This window comes from Mesorhizobium sp. P2_D1, from assembly GCF_056404455.1.
This window is the reverse complement of the sequence record NZ_JBFUDZ010000057.1, coordinates 11,840-32,781: the sequence shown is the minus strand read 5'-3', so window position 1 is coordinate 32,781 and position 20,942 is coordinate 11,840. Positions and strand designations below refer to the sequence as shown.

Here is a 20,942-nt window from a genome sequence, read left to right as displayed (position 1 = left end):
CGTCAGGCGAAATTACTTTGCCTTGGCAACGATCGATTCGAACGGCTTGTAGGCTTCCTTGGCGAGTTCGGCATAGAGGTCGCCAATCTTGGTGGCCTCGGCTACGAACGCCTCATACGATTGCTTGGCATAATCGGACTGGATCTCGATCGCCTTTTCGAGCGACTTGGCCGAAAACATCTTCTCGACGGCGGCGCTGCCTGCTTCGAAGCTCTTCTTGGTGTATTCGCCAGCTTCGGTGGCGATCGCCTGCGCGCCCTTGGAGAGCGAAGCGAAGCTCTTCAATCCGGTATCGGCAAACTCTTTGCCGTATTTGCTGAAGTCCTCATAGGTCTGGGTCATTTCACGCATTCCCTTGGGTTGAAGCGTCCTTCTTCGGGGCGCTCTTGTGCAATGCACGCTAATATATTGTGCGCCGCACAAAAGTCAACATTTCGCCGGCGTCCAGACACCGCCTGCGCAGTCAATGGCTAAAAATCGAATAAAGAGAGCTTCAAGCCCGAAGAAAATGGTGAACGCGGCGGTTACCATAAACGGATTGGTAACGCTGCCCCGGTAGCTTTGGCTGGAAGTGAGGCAGGACCCTTTGCCGCCTCCAGCGCAACGAAGAATCCAAGGGAAATACAAGTGCGTCAGGCGTTGTTGGGCATCGTTTCCAAATCCACCTCCCCTCTCAAAACGATGATGATCTTCGCCCTGGCGATGACAGTCGTCTGCGGCGACGTTGCCTCGTCGCTGGCGGCGAGGTCCGCGGCAATCGTCATCGACGCCAAGACCGGCAAGGTGCTTTATTCGGCGGATGCCGATGGCAGGCGCTATCCGGCCTCGCTCACCAAGATGATGACGCTCTATCTGACCTTCGAGGCGCTGGCGATGGGCAAGATCAGCCGGAACTCGCAAGTCGTGTTTTCGGCCAACGCCGCCGCCGAGCCGCCGACGAAGCTTGGCGTGAAGCCGGGCGGCTCGGTCACGGTCGAGACCGCGATCCTGTCGATGGTCACCAAATCGGCGAACGACTCGGCGACCGCGCTCGGCGAAATGCTCGGCGGCAATGAAACCAATTTCGCCCGCATGATGACCGCCAAGGCGCGTGCGCTGGGCATGAACGGCACCGTGTTTCGCAACGCCAACGGCCTGCCCAATCCCGGCCAATTCACCACCGCGCGCGACATGGCGACGCTCGGCATCGCGCTGCGGGAGCATTTCCCCCAGTACTACGGCTATTTCTCGCAGCGCTCCTTTCTCTACGGGCGCCAGCGCATCAATGGTCACAACCGCCTGCTTGGGCGCATCAAGGGCGTCGACGGCATCAAGACCGGCTATACCCGCGCCTCCGGCTTCAACCTCGTCTCGTCGGTTTCCGACGGCAATCGCCGCATCGTCGGCGTCGTCATGGGTGGCACGTCGGGCGGCAGCCGCGACAACCAGATGGCTGCGTTGATCAACACCTATATGCCGCGCGCATCGACCCGTGGTGGCGGCGATCTGGTCGCCAAAGCCAGCGGCAGCAATCCGATCACCGCCCTTGCCAAGGTCCTGCTGCCCAAGCACGACGCGCCAACGCCGGACGACAAGCCGGTGGTGGCGCAAGATGACGCGACCCAGGACGATGCGACCGTTGCCGAGGACGCCACTGTGGCGGAGGACAGCACTGCGCAGAGCGAGCCGAGCGAAGAGGCTGCCCCTGTCGTCAAGGCGAAAAAGGTCAAGACCGTCATCGTATCGGCGCCGCAGGTGGCCACGGCCCAGGTCGTGGCGGCCTATGCCGAACCAACACCGGCGCCGATGCCGGCGCCCACTGTCGACCCGGTCAACACCGCGTCGGTGCCCTCGGGCTGGGCAATCCAGGTTGCCTCGTCGCCCAAGCAGTCCGAAGCCCAGGCCTTCCTCGACAAGACCACCAAGCAGGCACCCAAGGCGCTGGCCGACGCTTCCGGCTTCACAGTCGCCTTCGACAAGGACGGCGTCACCTATTACCGCGCCCGCTTCGGCGGCTTTGGTTCCAAGGCCGCCGCCTGGAAGGCCTGCACCGCTTTGAAGAAGAAGAACATCGAGTGCTACGCCGTCCAGCAGTAGGACGGTGTGGAAACAATCTCCCGGAAAAATTCTGCGTCGAAGGAGAACTAATTGTGATTGGAGAGCAAGACGTCCTTGGCTTCATTGATCCGCGCCGCCAGGAAAGACGTGCCGCCGATATCGGGGTGCAGGCGCTGCATCAGGCGGCGGTGCGCCTTGCGGACATCCGCCGCGGCGGCCCCCGCTTCAAGACCAAGGACCTTGTAGGCCTCCTCCTTAGTCATGGCGCCCGAACCTGGCGCAACACCCAGCCCTTCGCCACCGTTCGTCTCAGCGTTTTTGCGCCAGACGGGAAATCTGCCGTCAAGATACGTCTCTAGCAGTTGCCGGCTCTCCGGATCGCCGGAGAGTTCGCGGTAGAGATGCTGCAGCTCTGCCAGCCCCATCGCGCCAAGCATCTTGCCCTCGTGGCGGCCAGCCAGGACCAGTCCTTCGAGGCCACCGGTATCGTGATCAAGCTCCATTTCGAGTGCCGCGGTGCGCACCGTCGAACGCTTGCCCGGCGCGAGCTTTACCGTCGGTTGCTTCATCCGCATGGATCCATACCAGGCGATTGCCGCTGATAGAATTATGCCGCCCATGCCTTCGCGCCCGACCGCAACCATAGCGATGCCGACCAGCCCTAGGAGGACCGGCCCAAGTGTCTTCATGCCGCTGGCCAATTTTGCCGGGTCGGCGCGAAGGAAGATCGTGGCCACGCCGAGAAGCACCAAAAGCAGTGCCACCAATGCGATGATTGCGCCCATCAGTTCCCGCCGCCCCGTAGATGCTCAATCATAAGCCGGTCTTCCGGCCTGCCCCTGGCTTCGAGCGCCTTCAACCCACCGGTCGCAAACACCGCAACTGCCGAAAGCAGTCCTGCCAGGGTCGCGGCAGCCCGCCGATCAAATCGGAACCACGCCCCTTTGGACAACCGCGCGATTTCCCTAAACGCCTTTTCTGCGCCGGAATCATGACCTTCCTGAAAGACGAAGACAGGAACGCCATGCAGGCCGAGGCTACCGGCCTTTTCAGCCAGGTCGTCGATGTTCTCTTCCATCGCATCGCCGATATAGACCAGCGCATTGACCTTGGCCGTGGCCGTCTGTTTCAGCGCATGCGCCAGCACCTTGCCGATCTGGGTGTTGCCGCTGCGGCATTCGATTCGCGTCATCAACTGCTTCAAGGCATTGGTGTCGGCCACGAAAGCGGACGAACGGCACTCGCCCAGGCCGCGAAAATAGACCAGTTGGACACTGAGGGTTCCGGCCTTGCCGACGGCATCGAACATCTGGCCCTGCAGCTCACAAGCCAGATCCCAGGTCGGCTGGCGGCTCATCGTCGCGTCGAGCGAAAGGATCAGCCTGCCCGAACCCATCGCCGACGCAGCCAGCGTCCTTGCCTGCCGAAGAAACGCTTCGATCTCGCCGGCGTTGGATTGAGGTTTGACCGGCGCAGGATTGGCCCTTGTGGGCACGGGCTGCTTTTTGTCGCTCATGAAAACAAGATGTGGCGTTGTCGCGCCGCTTGCAAGTCCAGTGCGACGCAAGTTTGAGGGCCAGCAAACCAGCCGCAATTGAAGCAGACAACCCCTTGAGAGTGCGATGGCTTACAGCAGGCCGAGATCGGCAAGCTCGCGCCTGAGCTTCGGCGGCATCTCGATCAGCCCGACCTTGCCCTTGCCGAGATCGGCCGGCGCGTCCGACGGTTTCAGATAGCGCCAGCCCTGGAAAGCCCGGCGCGGCTGCCAGTCGGTGCGCACGACTTGCGGATCGAGAATGAGATGACAGCGGCCGATGCCTTCGCTGTCGGTGAACGGCCGGATCTCGGTGATCAACTGCCGGCACTGCACATTGCCCTTGATCACCCAGTAGAGCGAACCGCCGTCGGTGATCTCGGCGCCGCGCGTCGGCACCATTCGCGTCGTGTGATACTGCTCGACCGGCTCACCGGCGCGCCGCCGCTCGTCGAGGCGAAAGGCGATCCACTCTTCGAGATCCTCGACGCTGTCGCAGCCGACACAGAGTTTTATGAGATTGAGAGACATCGCCTAAGGTTTAGTCCGGCGCGCGGATGCGTCAACGGCCTGATCGACTTCTCCACAGTGCCAGCACCCAGACACCAAGCCTGTGGTGCCCAGAGGCCGTTTCGAAATTCGCTCTGGCTAGTCATATGGTGGTGTTTTCGAGAACCGGAGCGCAGCGGACATTTGGGTCCGTGAGCACTGGAAGCGCAGAAAACGCCGCCAGATGGCCGCCGGAGTGGGTTTCCAAACGGCCTCTCAGCACTCCACGACATTGACGGCGAGCCCGCCAAGGCTGGTTTCCTTGTACTTCTCGTTCATGTCGAGGCCGGTCTGGCGCATCGTCTCGATCGCCGCGTCGAGCGGCACGAAATGGATGCCGTCGCCCTTGATCGCCAGTGACGCAGCCGTCACCGCCTTGACCGCACCCAGCGCATTGCGCTCGATGCAAGGCACCTGGACCAACCCGCCGACCGGATCGCAGGTCATCCCGAGATGATGTTCCAGCGCTATCTCGGCGGCATTTTCGACCTGTTCTGGCGTGCCGCCCATGACGGCGCACAAGCCAGCCGCGGCCATCGCGGATGCCGACCCGACCTCGCCCTGGCAGCCGACCTCAGCGCCGGAGATCGAGGCATTGGTCTTGATGATGCCGCCAACGGCGGCAGCCGTCAGCAGGAAGTCGCGGATGCTCGGCTGATCGGCCTCGGGATGGAAATGCAGCCAGTAGCGCAGCACCGCCGGCAGTGTGCCGGCAGCACCATTGGTCGGCGCGGTGACGACGCGGCCGCCGGCGGCGTTCTCCTCGTTGACCGCCATCGCGTAGATCGACAGCCAGTCGTTGGCGAGCAAGGGATTGGGTCTGTTCTGCTGCCACTGCTCCTGCAGCTTGTCATGCAGCATCCGCGCGCGCCGGCGCACCTTCAGTCCGCCCGGCATGATGCCGTCCTGTGACAGGCCACGGTCGATGCAGCCCTTCATGGCGCTCCAGATGCCGTCGAGGCCGGCGTCGAGCTTTTCGCGCGACATCTGCGTCTCTTCGTTTATCCGCTTCATGTCGGCGATGGAAAGGCCGCTTTTGCCGGCCATCGCAAGCATCTCGACCGCATTCTTGAAGGGATACGGCACCTTCTTGCCTTCAGTCGTCACCGACCCCTTGGCCTTCATTCGCTGCAGCTCTTCTTCCGAAACCACGAAGCCGCCGCCGATCGAATAGTAGATGCGTTTGAGCAGCAGGCGGTCGCCCGCATCATAGGCATAGAACGCCATCCCGTTGGCGTGGCCGGTGAGCGGCGTCTTGCGGTCCAGCACCAGATCGGTGGCCGGGTCGAAACGATAGGACGGATGGCCGGGCGGCGAAATGCGCTTCTCCGCAGTGATGCGGCTGGCAATGCCATCAGCCTGATCGGGATCGACAGTCTGCGGCGTCAGGCCGGCGAGGCYGAGCACGACGGCGCGATCACTGCCGTGGCCGATGCCTGTATAGGCGAGCGAGCCATGCAGGCTGGCGGCGAGACGGTCGACCTTGACGCCCGCCGGACGCGGCCAGTCAGTTCCCGCGACCTCGTCGAGAAACCGCGCTGCGGCGGTCATAGGACCCATCGTGTGCGAACTCGAGGGTCCTATGCCGATCTTGAACAGGTCGAAAACCGAAAGGAACACGCGGCGCTGTCTCCTGGAGTCACGTCAAGGACCATATATAGGAATTCCCAGGATGTTTCCGCTCTTTTGGAAATCACGGCGCATCGCCTGCCGACCTTGTTTGCTCCGGCAGCGACATTGGTTCCATCGCTCTCTGGCGGGCATCGAAGCGATCGCACTGAATGTGATAAATTCGGACTATGGGCGATTCCCTCGATCTTTCGACAGCCGATCTCGCGGCGCTGGCTTTCTTCCTCGTCGCGTGGCTGCTGCACACGCTTGCCTCCGACGGCAAGCTGGTCAGCCGCGTGTCGCTGACAACGGCGATGAACACGCAGCGGCAAGCCTGGATGCGCACCATGGCCGAGCGCGAGATCCGCATCGTCGACACCGCCATCATGAGCGGATTGCAACAGGGAACCGCCTTCTTCGCCTCCAGCTCCCTGATCGCGATCGGCGGCTGCTTTGCCTTGCTCGGCGCATCCGACCGGGTACTTGAGGTGCTGAGCGACCTGCCCCTGGGCGACGCGCCGTCGCGCGCGGCCTTTCAGATAAAAGTGTTCGGACTGGTCCTGATCCTGGCGTTTTCGTTCTTCAAATTCGGCTGGGCGTACCGGCTGTTCAACTATTGCACGATCCTGATCGGCGCCGTGCCGATCCTGCATGGTGAAGCGTCACGCAACCCGGTCACCGAAACAGCGGTCTGGCGTGCTACGCAAATGAACATGCTGGCCGGAAAGCATTTCAATTCCGGCCTGCGCGGCGTGTTCTTCTCGATCGGCTATCTCGGCTGGTTCGTCGATCCCACGGTGTTCGTTTTGTCGACGCTGTTGCTCCTGGCCGTGCTGGTGCGGCGCCAGTTCTTCTCGGCGGCCAGACACGCGGTGATCGGTCAGCCGCCGGGCGCGGGAAAAGGCTGATCGATCCGGCCCGATATCCAGTAGGCGAAGAGCCCGATCCATTCACGGATGGCCATTGTGGTGACCTGCAGCGAATCGGCCGGATTGTCGCGGAACAGGCCGATGCCTTCCCGCCCCGTGGTGCGGTAGTCGACCGGCCAGGGAATGGTTGCAAAACCGGCCTTGTCGAACAGCGCCTTGGCGCGCGGCATGTGGAAGGCCGAGGTCACCAGCAGCCAGGTCTCGCCGGGCTTCGGTGTTACCAGCCCCTTGGTGAAGACGGCATTCTCATAGGTGTTGCGGGACTTGTTCTCGAGGATCAGGCGATCGGCCGTCACACCAAGCGCAGTGAGCAATCGGGGTGCCGTGGCTGCGTCGCCCTCGCCTTCGAGGAACAGTTCGCCAGTGCCGCCGGAGACGACCACCCTCGCGGTTGGAAAGCGCCGGGCGAGAATCGCGGTCTCGACCATCCGGTCGCCGCCGCTGTTCAATTCATAGCCGCCGCGCACCAGGTTGATGGCACCTTCGAAGCCGCCGCCGAGCACGACGATGCCGTCGACCTTTTCCGGCAGTGGCGGGCGCGCGAAACGCTCCTCCAGCGGGTTGAGCATCATCGCACCAAGCGACGTCCAGGCCGACAGCCCAAGGATCAGAAACGCCAGCACGCTGCCGGTGACGGCAAGCCGCCGGCTGCCGATCATTGCGGCAACCAATCCCGCCAGCAGAAGGAAGATCGTCAGATTGAGCGGCTGGACGAAAAACCAGAAGACTTTGGAAAGATAGAAGAACATCGCTCAACCCCGTTGGACGAGCGACATCCTTACCACCACTTCTCCGGCTGGAATGTGCCGGCCGCCTGCTCGATGACGGCGGCGGTCTGGAACAGGGTTTCCTCATCGAATGGCCGGCCAATCAGCTGCAGGCCGAGCGGCAGGCCCTTGGCGTCCAGACCCGCCGGCACGGCGATGCCCGGCAGGCCGGCCATGTTCACCGTGACGGTGAAGATGTCGTTCAGATACATCTTGACCGGATCGGCCGCCATGTCCTCATCAGCGATGCCGAAGGCGGCGGATGGTGTCGCCGGGGTCAGGATGACGTCGACGCCGGCGGAGAAGACATTCTCGAAGTCGCGCTTGATCAGATTGCGCACCTTCTGYGCCTGCAGATAGTAGGCGTCGTAATAGCCCGCCGACAGCACATAGGTGCCGATCATGATGCGGCGCTTGACCTCGCGGCCGAAACCGGCGGCGCGGGTCTTCTCATACATATCGACGATGTCCTTGCCCGGCACGCGCAGCCCGTAGCGGACGCCGTCGTAGCGCGCGAGGTTGGATGACGCCTCGGCGGGCGCCACGATGTAATAGGCCGGCAGCGCGTATTTGGTGTGCGGCAAGGAAATATCGACGATCTCGGCGCCGGCGTCCTTCAGCCAGGCAATGCCCTTCTGCCACAACGCCTCGATCTCTTCCGGCATGCCGTCGACGCGGTACTCCTTGGGGATGCCGACCTTCATGCCCTTGATCGGCTTGCCGATCGCCGCTTCATAGTCCGGCACCGGCCGGGCGACGGAGGTCGTGTCCTTCGGGTCGACGGAGGCCATCGATCTCAGCAGGATCGCGGCATCGCGCACATCGCGGGCGATCGGTCCGGCCTGGTCGAGCGACGAGGCGAAGGCGACGATGCCCCAGCGCGAGCAGCGGCCATAGGTCGGCTTGATGCCGACGGTGCCGGTGAAGGCCGCGGGCTGGCGAATCGAGCCGCCAGTATCAGTCGCCGTCGCGCCGGCGCACAGGAAAGCCGAGACCGCGGTTGCCGAACCGCCGGAGGAACCACCAGGCACCAGTTGCGCATTGTCCAGGCTGCGCGCGGTCCTGGTGCCGCCAGCCGATACGAAGCCGCCGTCGCCCTGATGCGTGGTCGGCATCACCACCGTGTCGAGGCGCGAACGCCGCCACGGGTTGATGACCGGGCCGTAGTAGGACGTCTCGTTGGACGAGCCCATGGCGAACTCGTCCATGTTGAGCTTGCCCAGCATGACCGCGCCGTCGGTCCATAAATTGGTGGTGACGGTCGATTCGTAGCGTGGCTTGAACCCGTCGAGCACATGGCTGCAGGCCTGGGTGTGGACGCCTTCGGTGCCGAACAGGTCCTTGATGCCGAGCGGGATGCCTTCCAGCGCACCGCCCTCGCCCTTCGCCAGTTTGGCGTCGGACGCCTTCGCCATGTCGCGCGCTCTGTCACCGGTCACCGCCACATAGGCATTGAGCACCGGATTGGCGCGATCGATGGCCGCGAGATAGGCCTCGGTGATTTCGGTTGCGGTGATTTCCTTGCCGCGCAACTTGGTGCGGGCCTGTGAAATCGTCAGCTGGGTCAGGTCGCTCATCAAAGGCTCTTTTCGTAAAACACCGACCACTCGGAATCGGGATAATCCAGCACCGGGCCGCAGCGCGAAAACCCGGCGCGTTCGTAGACGGTCCATGCGGCTGGATGACGATCGCCCGTCTCCAGCACCAGGCGTTTCAGCCCCTCCTTGCGCGCCAGCGCCTCGACCCGCTCGACGATCCCTGCGCCGATCTTGCGTCCGCGATGCGAAGGCCGCGTGTACATGCGCTTGACCTCGCCGATGGCGCCGTCATGACGCTTCAGCGCGCCGCATCCGATGGCCAGACCGTTGTCGCGGGCGATGAAAACGGTCGTATCCTCACCGGCCATCTGCTCAACCGTCAGGTGGTAGCAGTGCTCCGGCGGCGTCAGTTCAAGCAGCGTTTGGTTGAGCTCGTTGACCAGACCGCGCACGTCGTCCTGCAGCGGCGTTTCAACGGCGATCTCGATAGCCATCGGCGCGCTACTCCACGACCTTCGGCACGAGGAAGAAATTCTCTTCGGTCGCCGGTGCGTTGGCTACGATATCGGCGGCCTTGTTGCCGTCGGTGACGACGTCTTGGCGCTTCTTCATGTCCATAGGCGTCACCGAGGTCATTGGCTCGACCCCGGAAACGTCGACCTCGTTCAACTGCTCGACGAAGCCGAGGATGGCGTTCAACTCGCCGGTCATGCGTTCGGCATCTTCTTCGCTCACCGCAATGCGGGCGAGACGCGCGACGCGCTTCACTGTCTTGACGTCAACGGACATGTTTTGCCTCGGGGAAAACCAGTTCGGGCTATAGCGGCGCCGCGCGCGCGGCGCAACATGCATCGTGCGAGAGCACCAGGCGTCGGCCCGGGTCTTCTGTCATCGGTCCACGGACTAGATCCTGTCTATGGCAGGGCAACGCCCTCGCACAGATAGTAGCTGCCGCTGTTGCCGTTCGCCTCGCTTTCGTCATCGGCCGGCCGAACCGAGACGAGATCGATCTGCGTCGAGCTCATCTGGGTCACTGAAAGGACGTCGGGAAACACATAACCCGGTTCCTGGCAGATGGCCGTCACCGCCCAGCTTGGCGAGGCTGTCGCCTTGCTGATCTGTACGAACTCGCAATTGTATTCGACACCTTGCAGGCCGTGCGCCGAAAGCACGATGTTGCCAGCGTCGATCAGCGACTGCAGCGTAGCCTTCCTGGCCTGTGTGCAGAGGTCCTCGGACTGGAGGTAGACGCCTTCGATGAAATCGTCAGCGGCGAGCGCGGGCGACGCCGCGACCAACATGGACACGCAAAGAGATTGCCTCAAGGCCATGGTTTCATTCCGCTTTGGCAGTTTCTAAATCGTAATCGTCTCACCGATCTTCGGCAATGCCACCTTCACGCCGGATCCTTCCAGGCCCGCCTCGAACTTATCGGCGGTCGGATCGATCATCGGAAAAGTGCCGAAATGACAGGGAACCACGGTTCCGAATTTGAAGAAGCGGCGGCAGGCGAGCGCGGCCACAGCACCGCCCATGGTGAAGCGGTCGCCGATCGGCACGATGCCGATCTTCGGCTCATGCAACTCGTTGATCAGCGCCATGTCGGAAAAGATGTCGGTGTCGCCCATGTGATAGAGCGTTCGGTCTTCCGGGAAATGCAGGACGAGGCCGCCCGGATTGCCGAGATAGGTGTTCTGGCCGCCATCGCCCGGGAACGATGAGGAGTGCAGCGCCTGGACAAAGGTGGTGGTGAAACCGCCGCAATCGACGGTGCCGCCGATGTTGCCCGGGTTGATCTTCTTGTCGCTGGCGCCCTTGCCCACCAGGTACATGCAGATTTCGAAATTGGCGACCAACTGGGCGCCGCTTTTGCCCAACACTTCCAGCGCGCCGCTGATGTGGTCGCTGTGACCGTGCGTCAGCAGCACATGCGTGATGCCCTCGGCCGGCCCTTCCCAGCCGCCCGTCCAGGACGGATTGCCGATCAGATAGGGGTCGATGAGGATCTTGGCGTCAGCGGTTTCGATGCGAAACGCCGAGTGGCCGTACCAGGTCAATTTCATGAATGCTTTCCTCGATTTTTGCCTTGCCAAAGGATAGAACGCCGATAGCCCTGAGATCAAAGGGTTACTGTGTCCGTTGTGTGTCTGAGAGAACACATGGCGGTGAAGGGCGAAGGACGGCCATTGGGCATTATCACGATCGAGGAATTGCCGGCGCGGCTTGCCGGCGGCAAGACGCTGGCAGGGCTTGACCTCGGCGACAAGACGATCGGCGTCGCCGTCTCGGACCAGAGGTTCTCCTTTGCCCATCCGCGCCCGGTCATCATGCGAAGGAAATTCTCGCTCGACGCAGTCGTGCTGCTAGCCTTGCTGCAGAAGGAGAATGCCGGCGCGGTGGTGATCGGACTGCCGATCAACATGGACGGTTCGGAAGGGCCGCGCGCGCAGAAATCGCGCGCCTTCGTCCGCAACATGGCGCAGGTGAGCGACCTGCCCTTCGTGCTCTGGGATGAAAGGCTATCGACGGTCGCGGCCGAAAGGACATTGATCGAGATGGATTTCTCGCGCCGCAAACGCGCCGGCAAGATCGATTCGGCTGCAGCCGCGTTTATTCTGCAGGGAGTTTTGGACCGGCTTCAGTCGCTTCACGCATCCGCTGGAACGGAACCGGACCCGCCCAGCGCCGCTTGATCCAGCTGGCGATCTCGCGGCGGCGGCGAAACGCCCAGAGCGCCATCAGCAGAAACCCGTCGAACACACAGGCCTTTGCTACCATGCCGGGGATTGTCGCCGGATCGATACCGAGCATCTGGCCATAGAGCTGGAAGACGAAGTCGTGCAGCCGCCGACTCAGCATGACATAACCGAAGTTCATGTCGTTGAGCGACAGGTAGAACCAGCCCCAGAACAGCGCCATCGGGCCCGCCCACAATGCGAAGATGTAACGCATTAGCGGCCTCCCCTGGGATTCGGGCCTGTCCGGCCAGATATGAGCGAAAGCAGCGAATTGTGGGCCGCGGCCTCGGCCATGCCGTGCGCGGCGACGCGGATTTCGATATCGCCCGGAGCAACCGCTGCAACAGACCGTCGCTCGGCAAGCATGGCAACATAGGATGCCAGAAGTGCCGCCAGCTGCACCGCCACAACCATGAACAGCCCGTTGATGCCTTGCGCGGCGCCGCCGACGACGATCAGCGACAACACGCCGGATGCGGAGATGAAAGCGATGCGGGCGACGCTGTCGACAGCCTGACTGGTCGCGTCATTGATCAGGGCTTCGACAAAGGCCCAGAAAAACAGCACAGCGACGACCAGCAAACCGGTGGCGAGCGGGGCCACGACGATGGCGTTGTCGAGGTCGATAAAGCGAGTGCCCTCGATGGTGGCACCCAACACGCCAAGCGCTGCAGCCACACCTCGGTTTCCGTCGATGCATATGAACGCAAGCAGGGCGAAAACGATCGCCCAGTGCAAGGCCAGAAAAGAGGTCAGTACGTGTCGCATCGGCATTCCTGGTTCGCAAAGCAGGGATTTGGCCAATTTGAACCATTCCTTGCTCTCGCCGCGACAGTGGGCTTTGCCGCTCGTCACCGCAACGGAAACCATTTGTTAAGGTTAACGGCGATTAATGACGCGCGTGTGGAGGCTCGCCAGCGCCTCAAAATGATCAATGGCGCCGGTTTTTTGCGATCTTGCAAAGTCAATTCACAGGCGGATAGAGCGTGTCGATGATCATGCGCGCGTCATGACGCGAATCGAGCATGCCATAAGTGTTGCGCCACTGGCCGGYGAGCCGCGTTTCGACGAACGCGTCGGCGATTCGCCCTGCCCCCAGCCGGCGCAATTCCGCCGCCGCCGCCGATAGCGCCAGCTGTTCGGTAAGCAGCCGGGCCGAGCCGTCGTCGGTCGCGGCAACCTGCATCGCCGCCTTCAGCACGCCGATCGTGCCGCGCCCGCCGGCGCCGAGGTCACGGTCGATACCGGCCAGCACATCCTCGAACAGGCCGGGCGCGCGGCCGAGCACGCGCAGCACGTCGAGCGCCATGACATTGCCGGATCCTTCCCAGATCGCATTGACCGGGGCCTCGCGATAGTAGCGGGCGAGCGGCGCCTCCTCGACATAGCCGTTGCCGCCGAGGCACTCCATCGCCTCGTAGAGCAAAGGCGGCGCGATCTTGCACACCCAGTATTTGACGACCGGCGTCATGGCGCGGGCGAATGCCGCTTCGCCGCGATCGCTCGCCGCCTCGTCGAAGGACCGCGCCAGCCGGAACGACAGCGCGGTGGCGGCGGCGACATCGAGCGCCATGTCGGCCAGCACGCGCTGCATCAGCGGCTGCTCGATCAGATTGGCGCCGAACACCTGTCGATGGCGGGCATGATGAACGGCTTCGGCAAGACCTGCACGCATGATCGCCGAAGATGCGACCGCACAGTCGAGCCGGGTCAAGGTCACCATGTCCATGATCGTCTTCACGCCCGCACCCGGTTCGCCGACCATCTCGCCGATGGCGTTGACGAATTCCACCTCGGAAGAGGCGTTCGAGCGGTTGCCGAGCTTGTCTTTCAGCCGCTGGAAACGGAAACCGTTGCCCGAGCCGTCGCCGAGAACGCGCGGCACGAGGAAGCAGGAGAGCCCCTCCGGCGCCTGTGCGAGCACCAGGAACGCATCCGACATCGGCGCCGACATGAACCATTTGTGCCCCGTCAGGCGATAGAACCCGCTACCGACGCGCTCCGCCCTTGTCACATTGGCGCGCACATCCGTGCCGCCCTGCTTCTCGGTCATGCCCATGCCGAGCGTCAGCCCGGTCTTTTCGACTGGTGGCTTCTGGCCCTGGTCGTATTTGCGCGTCGTCACCCGCGGCGCCCATTCGCGAAACAGTTTTGGGCTGGCCATCAACGCCGCCAGGGAAGCATTGGTCATGGTGATCGGGCACAGATGCCCGGTCTCGAGTTCCGCCGTCAGATAGAAACGGGCAGCGCGAACCTGGTGGCGGCGGCCAATCTCTGCGTCGCCGTTTTCCCAAACCGAGGAATGCAGCCCATTGGCCACCGAGCGGCGCATCAGGGCATGATAGGCGGGATGGAACTCGACCACATCGATGCGCCGCCCCTGGCGGTCATGCGTCCTGAGCTTCGGCGTCTCGACATTGGCGAGACGGGCCAACTCCTGCGCCTCCTGCGTCAGCACGAAACGGCCGAGCCCGTCGAGGTCCTTGCGCACCGGATCGGAAAAGCGTTCCGCAAGCTGGATCAGCAACGGATCGCCCCGCCAGGCGTTGCCGCCCGTCAGCGGCGGCGGCTGGTTCGTCACGTCGTCGGTCACGCCCAATCCTTTTATCGGGAGAAAGGTCCCTATCGTCAGAAAACCACGAATCCGAGGCCATCGGCTAGATATAGCCCAAGCCTTGCAACGCGCGCGATGAAAATACCGGGGAGAACGGCTCCAATGCAAAGCTGCCGCTTGCAGCCGCAAAATCTCCACCCTATAGCAGCGCCTTGAGATGACCGACGCTTCGTCCCTGCCACTCTACCCTCACCGCCATCTTCTGGGCATCCGCGATCTTTCCCCCGCCGACATCGAGCTTCTGCTCGACCGGGCGGACCGCGCCGTCGCGATTTCACGGCAGTCCGAGAAGAAAACCTCGACGCTGCGCGGCCGCACCCAGATCAACCTCTTCTATGAAGCTTCGACGCGCACGCAATCGTCGTTCGAGCTCGCCGGAAAGCGGCTCGGCGCCGATGTCATGAACATGTCGGTGGCGAGCTCATCGGTGAAGAAGGGCGAGACGCTCATCGACACGGCGATGACGCTGAATGCCATGCGGCCCGATATCTTGATCATCCGCCACCAGTCGGCGGGCGCTGCCGCCCTTCTTGCCCAGAAGGTCGGCTGCTCGGTGGTCAATGCCGGCGACGGCGCGCATGAACACCCGACACAGGCTCTGCTCGATGCGCTGACCATCCGCCGCGCCAAGGGTCCGCTGTCGAAGCTGATCGTGGCGATCTGCGGCGACATCCTGCACTCGCGCGTGGCGCGCTCCAACATCATGCTGCTCAACGCGCTCGGCGCGCAGGTGCGGGTCGTCGCACCGTCGACCCTGTTGCCCAGTGGCATTGAGAAAATGGGCGTCATCGTCACCCGCTCGATGGCCGAAGGCCTCAAGGGCGCCGACGTGGTGATGATGCTGCGCCTGCAGCGCGAGCGCATGGAAGGCGCCTTCGTGCCTTCGGTGCGCGAATATTTCCGCTATTTCGGCCTCGATGCCGAGAAACTGAAGGCCGCCAGGGACGACGCGCTGGTGATGCATCCCGGCCCGATGAACCGCGGCGTCGAGATCGCCTCGGAAATCGCCGACGGCCCGCAAAGCGTCATCCAGGAACAGGTCGAGATGGGCGTTGCCGTGCGCATGGCGGTGATGGAAGCGCTGCTCGACCCGCGTCGCAATCAAGAGGGCCGCAATCAAGAGGGCCGCGGCGCATGAGCATAACGGTCTTTGAGCGCGCTCGCATTGTCGACCCATCGCGCGGTGTCGACGAAGTCGGCTCCGTCATCCTCGATGGCCGCAAGATCGTCGCCGCCGGCAAGGCAGCGCTGAACCAGGGCACGCCCGGGGGTGCGACCATTATCGACTGCGCCGGCAAGGCGATCATTCCAGGCCTGGTCGACGGCCGCGTCTTCATCGGCGAGCCGGGCGGCGAGCATCGCGAAACCATCGCTTCGGCCAGTGTCGCCGCGGCGGCCGGTGGCGTCACCTCCATCGTCATGATGCCCGACACCGATCCGGTGATCGACAATGTGGCGCTGGTCGAGTTCGTGCTGCGCACCGCCAAGGACACCGCAAGCGTCAACGTCTTTCCCGCGGCGGCGATTACCAAAGGCCTCGACGGCCGCGAGATGACCGAGTTCGGCCTCTTGCGCGAAGCCGGCGCCGTCGCCTTCACCGACGGCCGCCACACCATATCGAGCGCCCTGGTGATGCGCCGCGCGCTGACCTATGCACGCGACTTCGGCGCCACCATCGTGCATGAAACGCAGGACGCGGACCTCGGTTCGTCCGGCGTCATGAACGAAGGCCTATACGCCAGCTGGCTCGGCCTTTCCGGCATCCCGCGTGAAGCCGAATCCATCCCGCTCGAGCGCGACCTTGCGCTGGCACGGCTGACGCGGGGTTCGTACCATGTGGCGAAGATCTCGACGGCGATGGCGGCAAACGCAGTGACGCGGGCGAAAGCCGAGGGCGCGACCGTGACATCAGGCGTGGCGATCCACAATCTGTCGCTCAATGAAAACGATGTCGGCGAATACCGCACCTTCTTCCGCCTGACGCCACCGTTGCGCGCCGAGGAAGACCGGCTCGCGATGATCGAGGCGGTGAGGGACGGCACCATCGACATCATCGTCTCCTCGCATGATCCGCAGGATGTCGACACCAAGCGCCTGCCCTTTGCCGATGCGGCGGCAGGGGCCATCGGACTCGAAACCCTGCTGGGCGCGGCATTGCGGCTCTACCACAATGGCGATGTGCCACTGCTAAGGCTGATCGAGACGCTATCGACTGCGCCGGCGAGATTGTTCGGCCTGCCTGGCGGCACGCTGAAGCCGGGGGCAATTGCCGATCTTGCGCTCGTCGATCTGGACGAACCCTGGATCGTCGCCGAGAGCGGCATTCGCTCGCGTTCGAAAAACACCTGTTTCGAAGGCGCGCGGTTGCAGGGCAAGGTCTTGCAAACGCTGGTGGCGGGCCGCACAGTGTTCTCAATCTGAGACGGCCACCGCGCACCGCGCCTGATCCGGCCATTCTGGGGAAATGCGGGGGAAACAATGACTTACAGCCTCATCCCGGCGCTGGTGTTCGGCTATCTCCTGGGCTCGATTCCCTTCGGACTTCTGCTCACCCGCGCGGCCGGCCTTGGCGATGTGCGCAAGATCGGCTCGGGCAACATCGGCGCAACCAATGTGCTGCGCACCGGCAACAAGGGGCTTGCCGCCGCGACGCTGTTGCTCGACGCGCTGAAGGGCACCGCCGCCGTGTTGATATCAGGCCATTTCGCGCCTGAATTGGCGCTCTGGGCCGGTCTCGGCGCCTTTCTCGGCCATCTCTTCCCGGCATGGCTGGGCTTCAGGGGCGGCAAAGGTGTCGCGACCTATCTCGGCGTGCTCATCGGGCTTGCCTGGCAGGTGGCGCTGATCTTCGCCGTCGTCTGGCTGGTGATGGCCTTCCTGTTCCGATACTCCTCGCTGGCAGCGCTGACGGCGGCCATCGTCGTTCCGATCGCCCTCTATTTCCTGAGCACGCCGCAGATTGCCGCCTTGTTCGTGGTGATGAGCATCATCGTCTTCATCAAACACAGGGAAAACATTTCGCGCCTGCTTGCCGGCACCGAGGGCAAGATCGGAGCCAAGACGTGAGCGAACCCGCCGCCGGGCCGCGCCTCAGCGACCGGCAGCGGGTGAGTTGGCTGCGGCTGATCCGCACCCAGAATGTCGGTCCCACCTCCTTTCGCGACCTGATCAACCGCTTCGGTTCTGCCGAGGTGGCGCTGGAAATCCTTCCGGAATTGATGATTTCGGGAGGCGCCAACCGCATCGCCCGCATCCCGTCGATCGCGGAAGCCGAGGCCGAATTGGAAACAGCCCGAAAGGCCGGCGCGCGCTTTGTCGGCATCGGAGAGCCCGACTATCCACCGCTGTTGCGCAACATGGACCATCCGCCGCCACTGTTGGCCGTCAAGGGAAATGCCGCCGTGTTCCGGCTGCCGGGGCTCGCCATCGTCGGTGCCCGAAACGCATCGCTGGCCGGCATCAAGATGGCGCGCATGCTGGCTGCCGAGCTCGGCCGCGACGGCTACGGCATCGTCTCGGGACTGGCCCGCGGCATCGACACGGCGGCGCATCAAGGCAGTCTGTCGACCGGCACGATCGGTGTGCTGGCCGGAGGGCTCGACCTGCCCTATCCGCCCGAAAACGCCGGCTTGTGCGAGGAAATTGCCGAGCGCGGCGCCGTCATTTCGGAAATGCCGTTCGGCTGGCAGCCGCGCGCCCAGGATTTTCCGCGCCGCAACCGCCTTGTCGCGGGCGCGGCCCTTGGGTTGGTGGTGGTCGAGGCAGCGCAGCGCTCTGGATCACTGATCAGCGCCAGGCTTGCCGGCGAAATGGGCCGGCTGGTCTTCGCCGTGCCGGGCTCGCCGCTCGATCCGCGCGCCGCCGGCACCAACGGCCTGCTCAAGGACGGTGCCACCCTGGTCACCGAGGCCTCGGACATTTCCAGAGCGATCTCGCCGCTGACCGGTTTGCGCGCGCCGGATGTGCCGCCGTTTCAAGACCCGCCCGACTTCTCGGTCACGCCGCCGCCCGGCGAAAGCGACCGCGCCCGCGTCATCGAGGCGCTTGGCCCGACGCCGGTGTCGGTCGACGAGATCATCCGCCACACCGGCCTGCATCCGGCCCAGGTCTTCATGGTGCTCCTGGAACTCGACCTCGCCGGCCGGCTCGAGCGGCATGCCGGCGGACATATTTCGCTGGTGTTCGAAGGTCGCTGAAGGGCAGCGTCGATCCCCGACCCGTTCGATGTTCGTCACCGCATCCAGGTAGCCCTATACAAAGTCCAGCGTATTTGGATTGCCCCGCTCACGCCTGAAACGATCCGCCCAATCGAAGCTGATTGAGTCTCGCTGTTGCTGGATCACGATGCTGGTCGAATCCGGGCTGCGTTGGAGCGTCACACCCATCATGTCCGAGACTTGACGGATAGCATCCAGGGGATCCGCGACTATCGACTCGTATTCAAGCCTGAGAGGATCAATCCCGGTCCGGGCAAAGAACATCTCCCAACGCGCCCGCTCCCGAACCAGCGCATCGAGTTGCCTCTGGATCAGCTCGGCATCGAAAACCGTTTCCTGGCTCACCGGTTGAGTAGAGCGGTATTGACCGGTTTGGAGGGCCCTCGCCCAGGATATTGCCTGACCGAGAAGGTCCCGCCTTGATAGAAAGATAAACCGAAGATTCGGAAGCGCGTCGAACCAGCCTATTTCGCTTGAGATCCAATCATGCTGGTGGGCAAAGATTTTCAGACCATAGATACGATTGGCGGTTGCGCCCATGGTGAGAATTTTTTCGACCTGCCCTGCCACATCTTCGGGAAAATTTGGATCGTCGAAAAAGCGGCGTCCCCTCCAATTGAAATACTCGAGCGGATGCCCAAGCATTCCGGTGCTGCTGAGATGCTGGCACAGGTAATTGCTGCCGGACCTTGGCGATGTGCAAATTGAATAGCCACGAACGCCACCAGACAACTTCAACCTCGCCCCCGAGCCCGACGAAACATTTTTCTTATAAAAAGCGGCATCATGCCGTTGTAGAGCCGTTTGCTCTCATTGACGAAATTTGAAAGGCGCAACAGCTCCCCGTCAATTCGATGCAATGCAGCCCGACTGTCCTGGGTCGCGCTGTTGAGGGAAGCAGAACCATCAGCGACAGAGCTTGAAAGGCTGGATAGCTGCCCTTCAAGGCGATGCAATCTGGCTTGGCTATCATGGGCCACGTTGTGGAGCGAAGCGGCGCTATCAACGACAGCGCTTGAAAGGCCGGAAAGCTGCCCTTCAAGCCGATATAGTCGGGCCTGGCTATCATGGGCCACGTTGAGGAGGGCATCGGAGCCAAAGGATTTGACCCGTTCGCCAAGGTCCGTCAGTGCTGCGGCACCACTCTCCAAGGTTTTCGTGTTCGACCTGAGCAGATCGAGAAGCGTCGCCTGTTCTGAAGAATCACGCCAGGCACCGCCAATTTCGTTGGCGACACTGAACCATCTGCGACGTTCGCGCGAAACGCCTATCTCCTCGATCCAGGATGCGGTGGCGAGCGATCGCTCATCGTCCGTCGTTTGGACATTCGTCTCAATGGCCTGACTGTAGGTGCGAAGATGCTCGTTGATGAAATGCTCGGCACCCGCCACCTTTCGAAAGTATGCACAGACCTCCGCGGCGTCGTCAGCGTCGAATTTTGACAACGCCTCCATCAGGTTTTCGACAGTGGTCGGCCTGGTCAGAAGGCCGACGCCGAGGTTCATTCGCCGCCATGCCTCCATGTTTGCCGTGTCGAGCAAACCTGCGAAACCACGAGCGTCGCAGACCACGACCGAGCATCCCACTGCTGCGGCTTCGATGGCCATCCGGGCGGTTGCGAACACGATATCGTATTGCAGCAGATCCTTTTCGAGTTGATGTGAAAACCGGCCCGTGGCGGGTCCCAACTCATCCAATTGCATATTGCTCCTGGCGCAGGCTTCGCGCACCGCTTGCTGATGCTCGAAATTCTTGGTCAGCAGAAGCCCCTTCAAAGGCTTCGATGGCAGGGGCGGACGCTGTTTGAAGCGTTCAAGGTCAATTGCATTGTAGATGAGGTCCAATCTGTCCGCCGGCACACCCCGCGACAGGCATTTGGCCTTGCACGCTTCGTCGACCGCGATCCAGCGGCGTATCTGCGGATGAAGCATCGGGGCTTCGACCTCGAAGAAAGCGCTGTGGCAGGAAAACACCGCTGGTACATCGGGAAAACGCGCCAGCGCGGTCAGGCAAGGCGTCAAATGCTGTGCGTGAATTATGTCGGGCTTTTCGACGATCTCGGCAATTCGGTCCACCACATGGTGTCCGCGCAGGCGCATTCGATCGGCCATCTCGCCAAGCGTTGGAGCCAGCAACATGGTTTGATGACCGCAGCGGCGAAGCCCGTCGGCCAGCAATTCAACAACGGCTTCGGTACCGCTATTGTACGACACGAACAGATTGGTGATGAGAACCCGCAAATGCTGCCTCCTTAGCTGTTTCACAACCTCCGCATTGGCGACGAGGATAACAGATGCTAGGCAGCGTTCTTAGTTTGAAGGCATCGGCCAAACAAGTTGCACAAAGATGGCCGGGCCCAACTCGATGTGGGAAACCCTTCGATGCCTGGTCGCCTTGATGCGGTCTAA

The 20,942-nt window shown here is 62.7% G+C and carries 23 protein-coding genes; 7 read left to right on the top strand and 16 right to left on the bottom strand.

The genetic code is table 11. The features are described from left to right. Positions 1–12: 12 nt before the first annotated feature. Positions 13–342, bottom strand: coding sequence for a phasin family protein (locus tag AC1D0I_RS27670; RefSeq protein ID WP_184874143.1), 330 nt, complete (start codon positions 340–342; stop codon positions 13–15). A 285-nt stretch (positions 343–627) separates the two neighbouring features. Between AC1D0I_RS27670 and AC1D0I_RS27665 the strand changes: the two genes are divergently transcribed. After that, entirely contained in the window at positions 628–2,076 is a 1,449-nt protein-coding gene (locus tag AC1D0I_RS27665; RefSeq protein ID WP_477399119.1) for an SPOR domain-containing protein, read from the top strand. A 47-nt stretch (positions 2,077–2,123) separates the two neighbouring features. Here AC1D0I_RS27665 and AC1D0I_RS27660 read toward each other — a convergent pair whose 3' ends face one another. From AC1D0I_RS27660 to AC1D0I_RS27645, 4 genes are all read right to left on the bottom strand, one after another. Then, positions 2,124–2,822, bottom strand: a complete 699-nt coding sequence (locus AC1D0I_RS27660) for a DnaJ domain-containing protein (RefSeq protein ID WP_477399117.1) — start codon at positions 2,820–2,822, stop codon at positions 2,124–2,126. Then, on the bottom strand, positions 2,822–3,553 hold the full coding sequence (locus AC1D0I_RS27655; protein WP_477399115.1) for a vWA domain-containing protein: 732 nt from the start codon (positions 3,551–3,553) through the stop codon (positions 2,822–2,824). The genes AC1D0I_RS27660 and AC1D0I_RS27655 overlap by 1 nt, the downstream gene beginning before the upstream one ends. Before the next feature lie 111 nt (positions 3,554–3,664). Further along, the gene (locus AC1D0I_RS27650) at positions 3,665–4,102 is read right to left on the bottom strand and encodes a DUF1489 family protein (protein ID WP_095091827.1); all 438 of its coding nucleotides are present in this window, start codon (positions 4,100–4,102) and stop codon (positions 3,665–3,667) included. 234 nt (positions 4,103–4,336) lie between these two features. Beyond that, positions 4,337–5,740 carry an L-serine ammonia-lyase gene (locus AC1D0I_RS27645; RefSeq protein WP_477399113.1) on the bottom strand — a complete coding sequence of 468 codons (1,404 nt, stop codon included), beginning with the start codon at positions 5,738–5,740 and terminating at the stop codon, positions 4,337–4,339. Positions 5,741–5,919: 179 nt separating this feature from the next. On the opposite strand from AC1D0I_RS27645, the gene AC1D0I_RS27640 reads away from it, so the two are divergent. Then, on the top strand, positions 5,920–6,639 hold the full coding sequence (locus tag AC1D0I_RS27640) for a DUF599 domain-containing protein (protein WP_095091829.1): 720 nt from the start codon (positions 5,920–5,922) through the stop codon (positions 6,637–6,639). Here the strand turns inward: AC1D0I_RS27640 and AC1D0I_RS27635 are convergent. From AC1D0I_RS27635 to AC1D0I_RS27610, 6 genes are all read right to left on the bottom strand, one after another. Further along, positions 6,612–7,409: a YdcF family protein gene (locus AC1D0I_RS27635; RefSeq protein ID WP_477399110.1), complete on the bottom strand. Its 798-nt coding sequence runs from the start codon at positions 7,407–7,409 to the stop codon at positions 6,612–6,614. The genes AC1D0I_RS27640 and AC1D0I_RS27635 overlap by 28 nt on opposite strands. 29 nt (positions 7,410–7,438) lie before the next feature. Beyond that, entirely contained in the window at positions 7,439–9,004 is a 1,566-nt protein-coding gene (locus AC1D0I_RS27630) for an amidase (RefSeq protein WP_477399109.1), read from the bottom strand. Beyond that, on the bottom strand, positions 9,004–9,459 hold the full coding sequence (locus AC1D0I_RS27625) for a GNAT family N-acetyltransferase (RefSeq protein WP_477303560.1): 456 nt from the start codon (positions 9,457–9,459) through the stop codon (positions 9,004–9,006). The genes AC1D0I_RS27630 and AC1D0I_RS27625 overlap by 1 nt, the downstream gene beginning before the upstream one ends. 7 nt (positions 9,460–9,466) lie before the next feature. Continuing rightward, the gene (gene gatC, locus AC1D0I_RS27620) at positions 9,467–9,754 is read right to left on the bottom strand and encodes an Asp-tRNA(Asn)/Glu-tRNA(Gln) amidotransferase subunit GatC (protein ID WP_095091833.1); all 288 of its coding nucleotides are present in this window, start codon (positions 9,752–9,754) and stop codon (positions 9,467–9,469) included. Positions 9,755–9,879: 125 nt separating this feature from the next. Further along, positions 9,880–10,296 carry a hypothetical protein gene (locus tag AC1D0I_RS27615; RefSeq protein ID WP_477399107.1) on the bottom strand — a complete coding sequence of 139 codons (417 nt, stop codon included), beginning with the start codon at positions 10,294–10,296 and terminating at the stop codon, positions 9,880–9,882. Between the two features lie 24 nt (positions 10,297–10,320). Beyond that, positions 10,321–11,028 carry a metal-dependent hydrolase gene (locus AC1D0I_RS27610; protein WP_477399105.1) on the bottom strand — a complete coding sequence of 236 codons (708 nt, stop codon included), beginning with the start codon at positions 11,026–11,028 and terminating at the stop codon, positions 10,321–10,323. A 123-nt stretch (positions 11,029–11,151) separates the two neighbouring features. Here AC1D0I_RS27610 and ruvX point away from each other — a divergent pair, with 123 nt between their 5' ends. Beyond that, positions 11,152–11,658 carry a Holliday junction resolvase RuvX gene (gene ruvX, locus AC1D0I_RS27605; protein ID WP_477399103.1) on the top strand — a complete coding sequence of 169 codons (507 nt, stop codon included), beginning with the start codon at positions 11,152–11,154 and terminating at the stop codon, positions 11,656–11,658. Here the strand turns inward: ruvX and AC1D0I_RS27600 are convergent. The 3 genes from AC1D0I_RS27600 to AC1D0I_RS27590 form a co-directional block, all read right to left on the bottom strand. Next, the gene (locus AC1D0I_RS27600) at positions 11,576–11,917 is read right to left on the bottom strand and encodes a DUF6105 family protein (RefSeq protein WP_477399101.1); all 342 of its coding nucleotides are present in this window, start codon (positions 11,915–11,917) and stop codon (positions 11,576–11,578) included. The two genes, ruvX and AC1D0I_RS27600, sit on opposite strands and share 83 nt — an antisense overlap. Further along, entirely contained in the window at positions 11,917–12,471 is a 555-nt protein-coding gene (locus tag AC1D0I_RS27595) for a hypothetical protein (RefSeq protein ID WP_477399099.1), read from the bottom strand. The genes AC1D0I_RS27600 and AC1D0I_RS27595 overlap by 1 nt, the downstream gene beginning before the upstream one ends. Positions 12,472–12,667: 196 nt before the next feature. After that, positions 12,668–14,296 carry a DNA alkylation response protein gene (locus AC1D0I_RS27590; RefSeq protein WP_477399097.1) on the bottom strand — a complete coding sequence of 543 codons (1,629 nt, stop codon included), beginning with the start codon at positions 14,294–14,296 and terminating at the stop codon, positions 12,668–12,670. 178 nt (positions 14,297–14,474) lie between these two features. Here AC1D0I_RS27590 and AC1D0I_RS27585 point away from each other — a divergent pair, with 178 nt between their 5' ends. The 4 genes from AC1D0I_RS27585 to dprA are packed head-to-tail and all read left to right on the top strand — an operon-like array spanning position 14,475 to position 18,513. Beyond that, positions 14,475–15,455 (top strand): aspartate carbamoyltransferase catalytic subunit, encoded by a 981-nt coding sequence (locus AC1D0I_RS27585; protein WP_477399095.1) that lies wholly within the window; start codon positions 14,475–14,477, stop codon positions 15,453–15,455. Further along, complete coding sequence (locus AC1D0I_RS27580) at positions 15,452–16,738, top strand: dihydroorotase (protein ID WP_477399093.1); 1,287 nt, start codon at positions 15,452–15,454, stop codon at positions 16,736–16,738. Before AC1D0I_RS27585 ends, AC1D0I_RS27580 begins: the two co-directional genes overlap by 4 nt. A gap of 57 nt (positions 16,739–16,795) precedes the next feature. After that, positions 16,796–17,383 (top strand): glycerol-3-phosphate 1-O-acyltransferase PlsY, encoded by a 588-nt coding sequence (gene plsY / locus AC1D0I_RS27575; protein WP_477399091.1) that lies wholly within the window; start codon positions 16,796–16,798, stop codon positions 17,381–17,383. Further along, positions 17,380–18,513 (top strand): DNA-processing protein DprA, encoded by a 1,134-nt coding sequence (gene dprA / locus AC1D0I_RS27570; protein ID WP_477399089.1) that lies wholly within the window; start codon positions 17,380–17,382, stop codon positions 18,511–18,513. Before plsY ends, dprA begins: the two co-directional genes overlap by 4 nt. A gap of 54 nt (positions 18,514–18,567) precedes the next feature. Here dprA and AC1D0I_RS27565 read toward each other — a convergent pair whose 3' ends face one another. Then, positions 18,568–19,266 carry a Stf0 family sulfotransferase gene (locus tag AC1D0I_RS27565; protein ID WP_477399121.1) on the bottom strand — a complete coding sequence of 233 codons (699 nt, stop codon included), beginning with the start codon at positions 19,264–19,266 and terminating at the stop codon, positions 18,568–18,570. 2 nt (positions 19,267–19,268) lie between these two features. After that, positions 19,269–20,774, bottom strand: a complete 1,506-nt coding sequence (locus AC1D0I_RS27560; RefSeq protein ID WP_477399087.1) for a glycosyltransferase — start codon at positions 20,772–20,774, stop codon at positions 19,269–19,271. Positions 20,775–20,942: the final 168 nt, after the last annotated feature.

Bases quoted from the DNA above. Each gene is read 5' to 3' on its own strand.
- AC1D0I_RS27595 (WP_477399099.1), bottom strand. From the start codon at position 12,471: ATGCGACACGTACTGACCTCTTTTCTGGCCTTGCACTGGGCGATCGTT.
- AC1D0I_RS27615 (WP_477399107.1), bottom strand. From the start codon at position 10,296: ATGGCCTTGAGGCAATCTCTTTGCGTGTCCATGTTGGTCGCGGCGTCG.
- AC1D0I_RS27640 (WP_095091829.1), top strand. From the start codon at position 5,920: ATGGGCGATTCCCTCGATCTTTCGACAGCCGATCTCGCGGCGCTGGCT.
- AC1D0I_RS27610 (WP_477399105.1), bottom strand. From the start codon at position 11,028: ATGAAATTGACCTGGTACGGCCACTCGGCGTTTCGCATCGAAACCGCT.
- plsY (WP_477399091.1), top strand. From the start codon at position 16,796: ATGACTTACAGCCTCATCCCGGCGCTGGTGTTCGGCTATCTCCTGGGC.
- AC1D0I_RS27625 (WP_477303560.1), bottom strand. From the start codon at position 9,459: ATGGCTATCGAGATCGCCGTTGAAACGCCGCTGCAGGACGACGTGCGC.
- gatC (WP_095091833.1), bottom strand. From the start codon at position 9,754: ATGTCCGTTGACGTCAAGACAGTGAAGCGCGTCGCGCGTCTCGCCCGC.
- AC1D0I_RS27650 (WP_095091827.1), bottom strand. From the start codon at position 4,102: ATGTCTCTCAATCTCATAAAACTCTGTGTCGGCTGCGACAGCGTCGAG.
- AC1D0I_RS27635 (WP_477399110.1), bottom strand. From the start codon at position 7,409: ATGTTCTTCTATCTTTCCAAAGTCTTCTGGTTTTTCGTCCAGCCGCTC.
- AC1D0I_RS27655 (WP_477399115.1), bottom strand. From the start codon at position 3,553: ATGAGCGACAAAAAGCAGCCCGTGCCCACAAGGGCCAATCCTGCGCCG.
- AC1D0I_RS27585 (WP_477399095.1), top strand. From the start codon at position 14,475: ATGACCGACGCTTCGTCCCTGCCACTCTACCCTCACCGCCATCTTCTG.
- AC1D0I_RS27660 (WP_477399117.1), bottom strand. From the start codon at position 2,822: ATGGGCGCAATCATCGCATTGGTGGCACTGCTTTTGGTGCTTCTCGGC.
- AC1D0I_RS27670 (WP_184874143.1), bottom strand. From the start codon at position 342: ATGACCCAGACCTATGAGGACTTCAGCAAATACGGCAAAGAGTTTGCC.
- AC1D0I_RS27600 (WP_477399101.1), bottom strand. From the start codon at position 11,917: ATGCGTTACATCTTCGCATTGTGGGCGGGCCCGATGGCGCTGTTCTGG.
- AC1D0I_RS27580 (WP_477399093.1), top strand. From the start codon at position 15,452: ATGAGCATAACGGTCTTTGAGCGCGCTCGCATTGTCGACCCATCGCGC.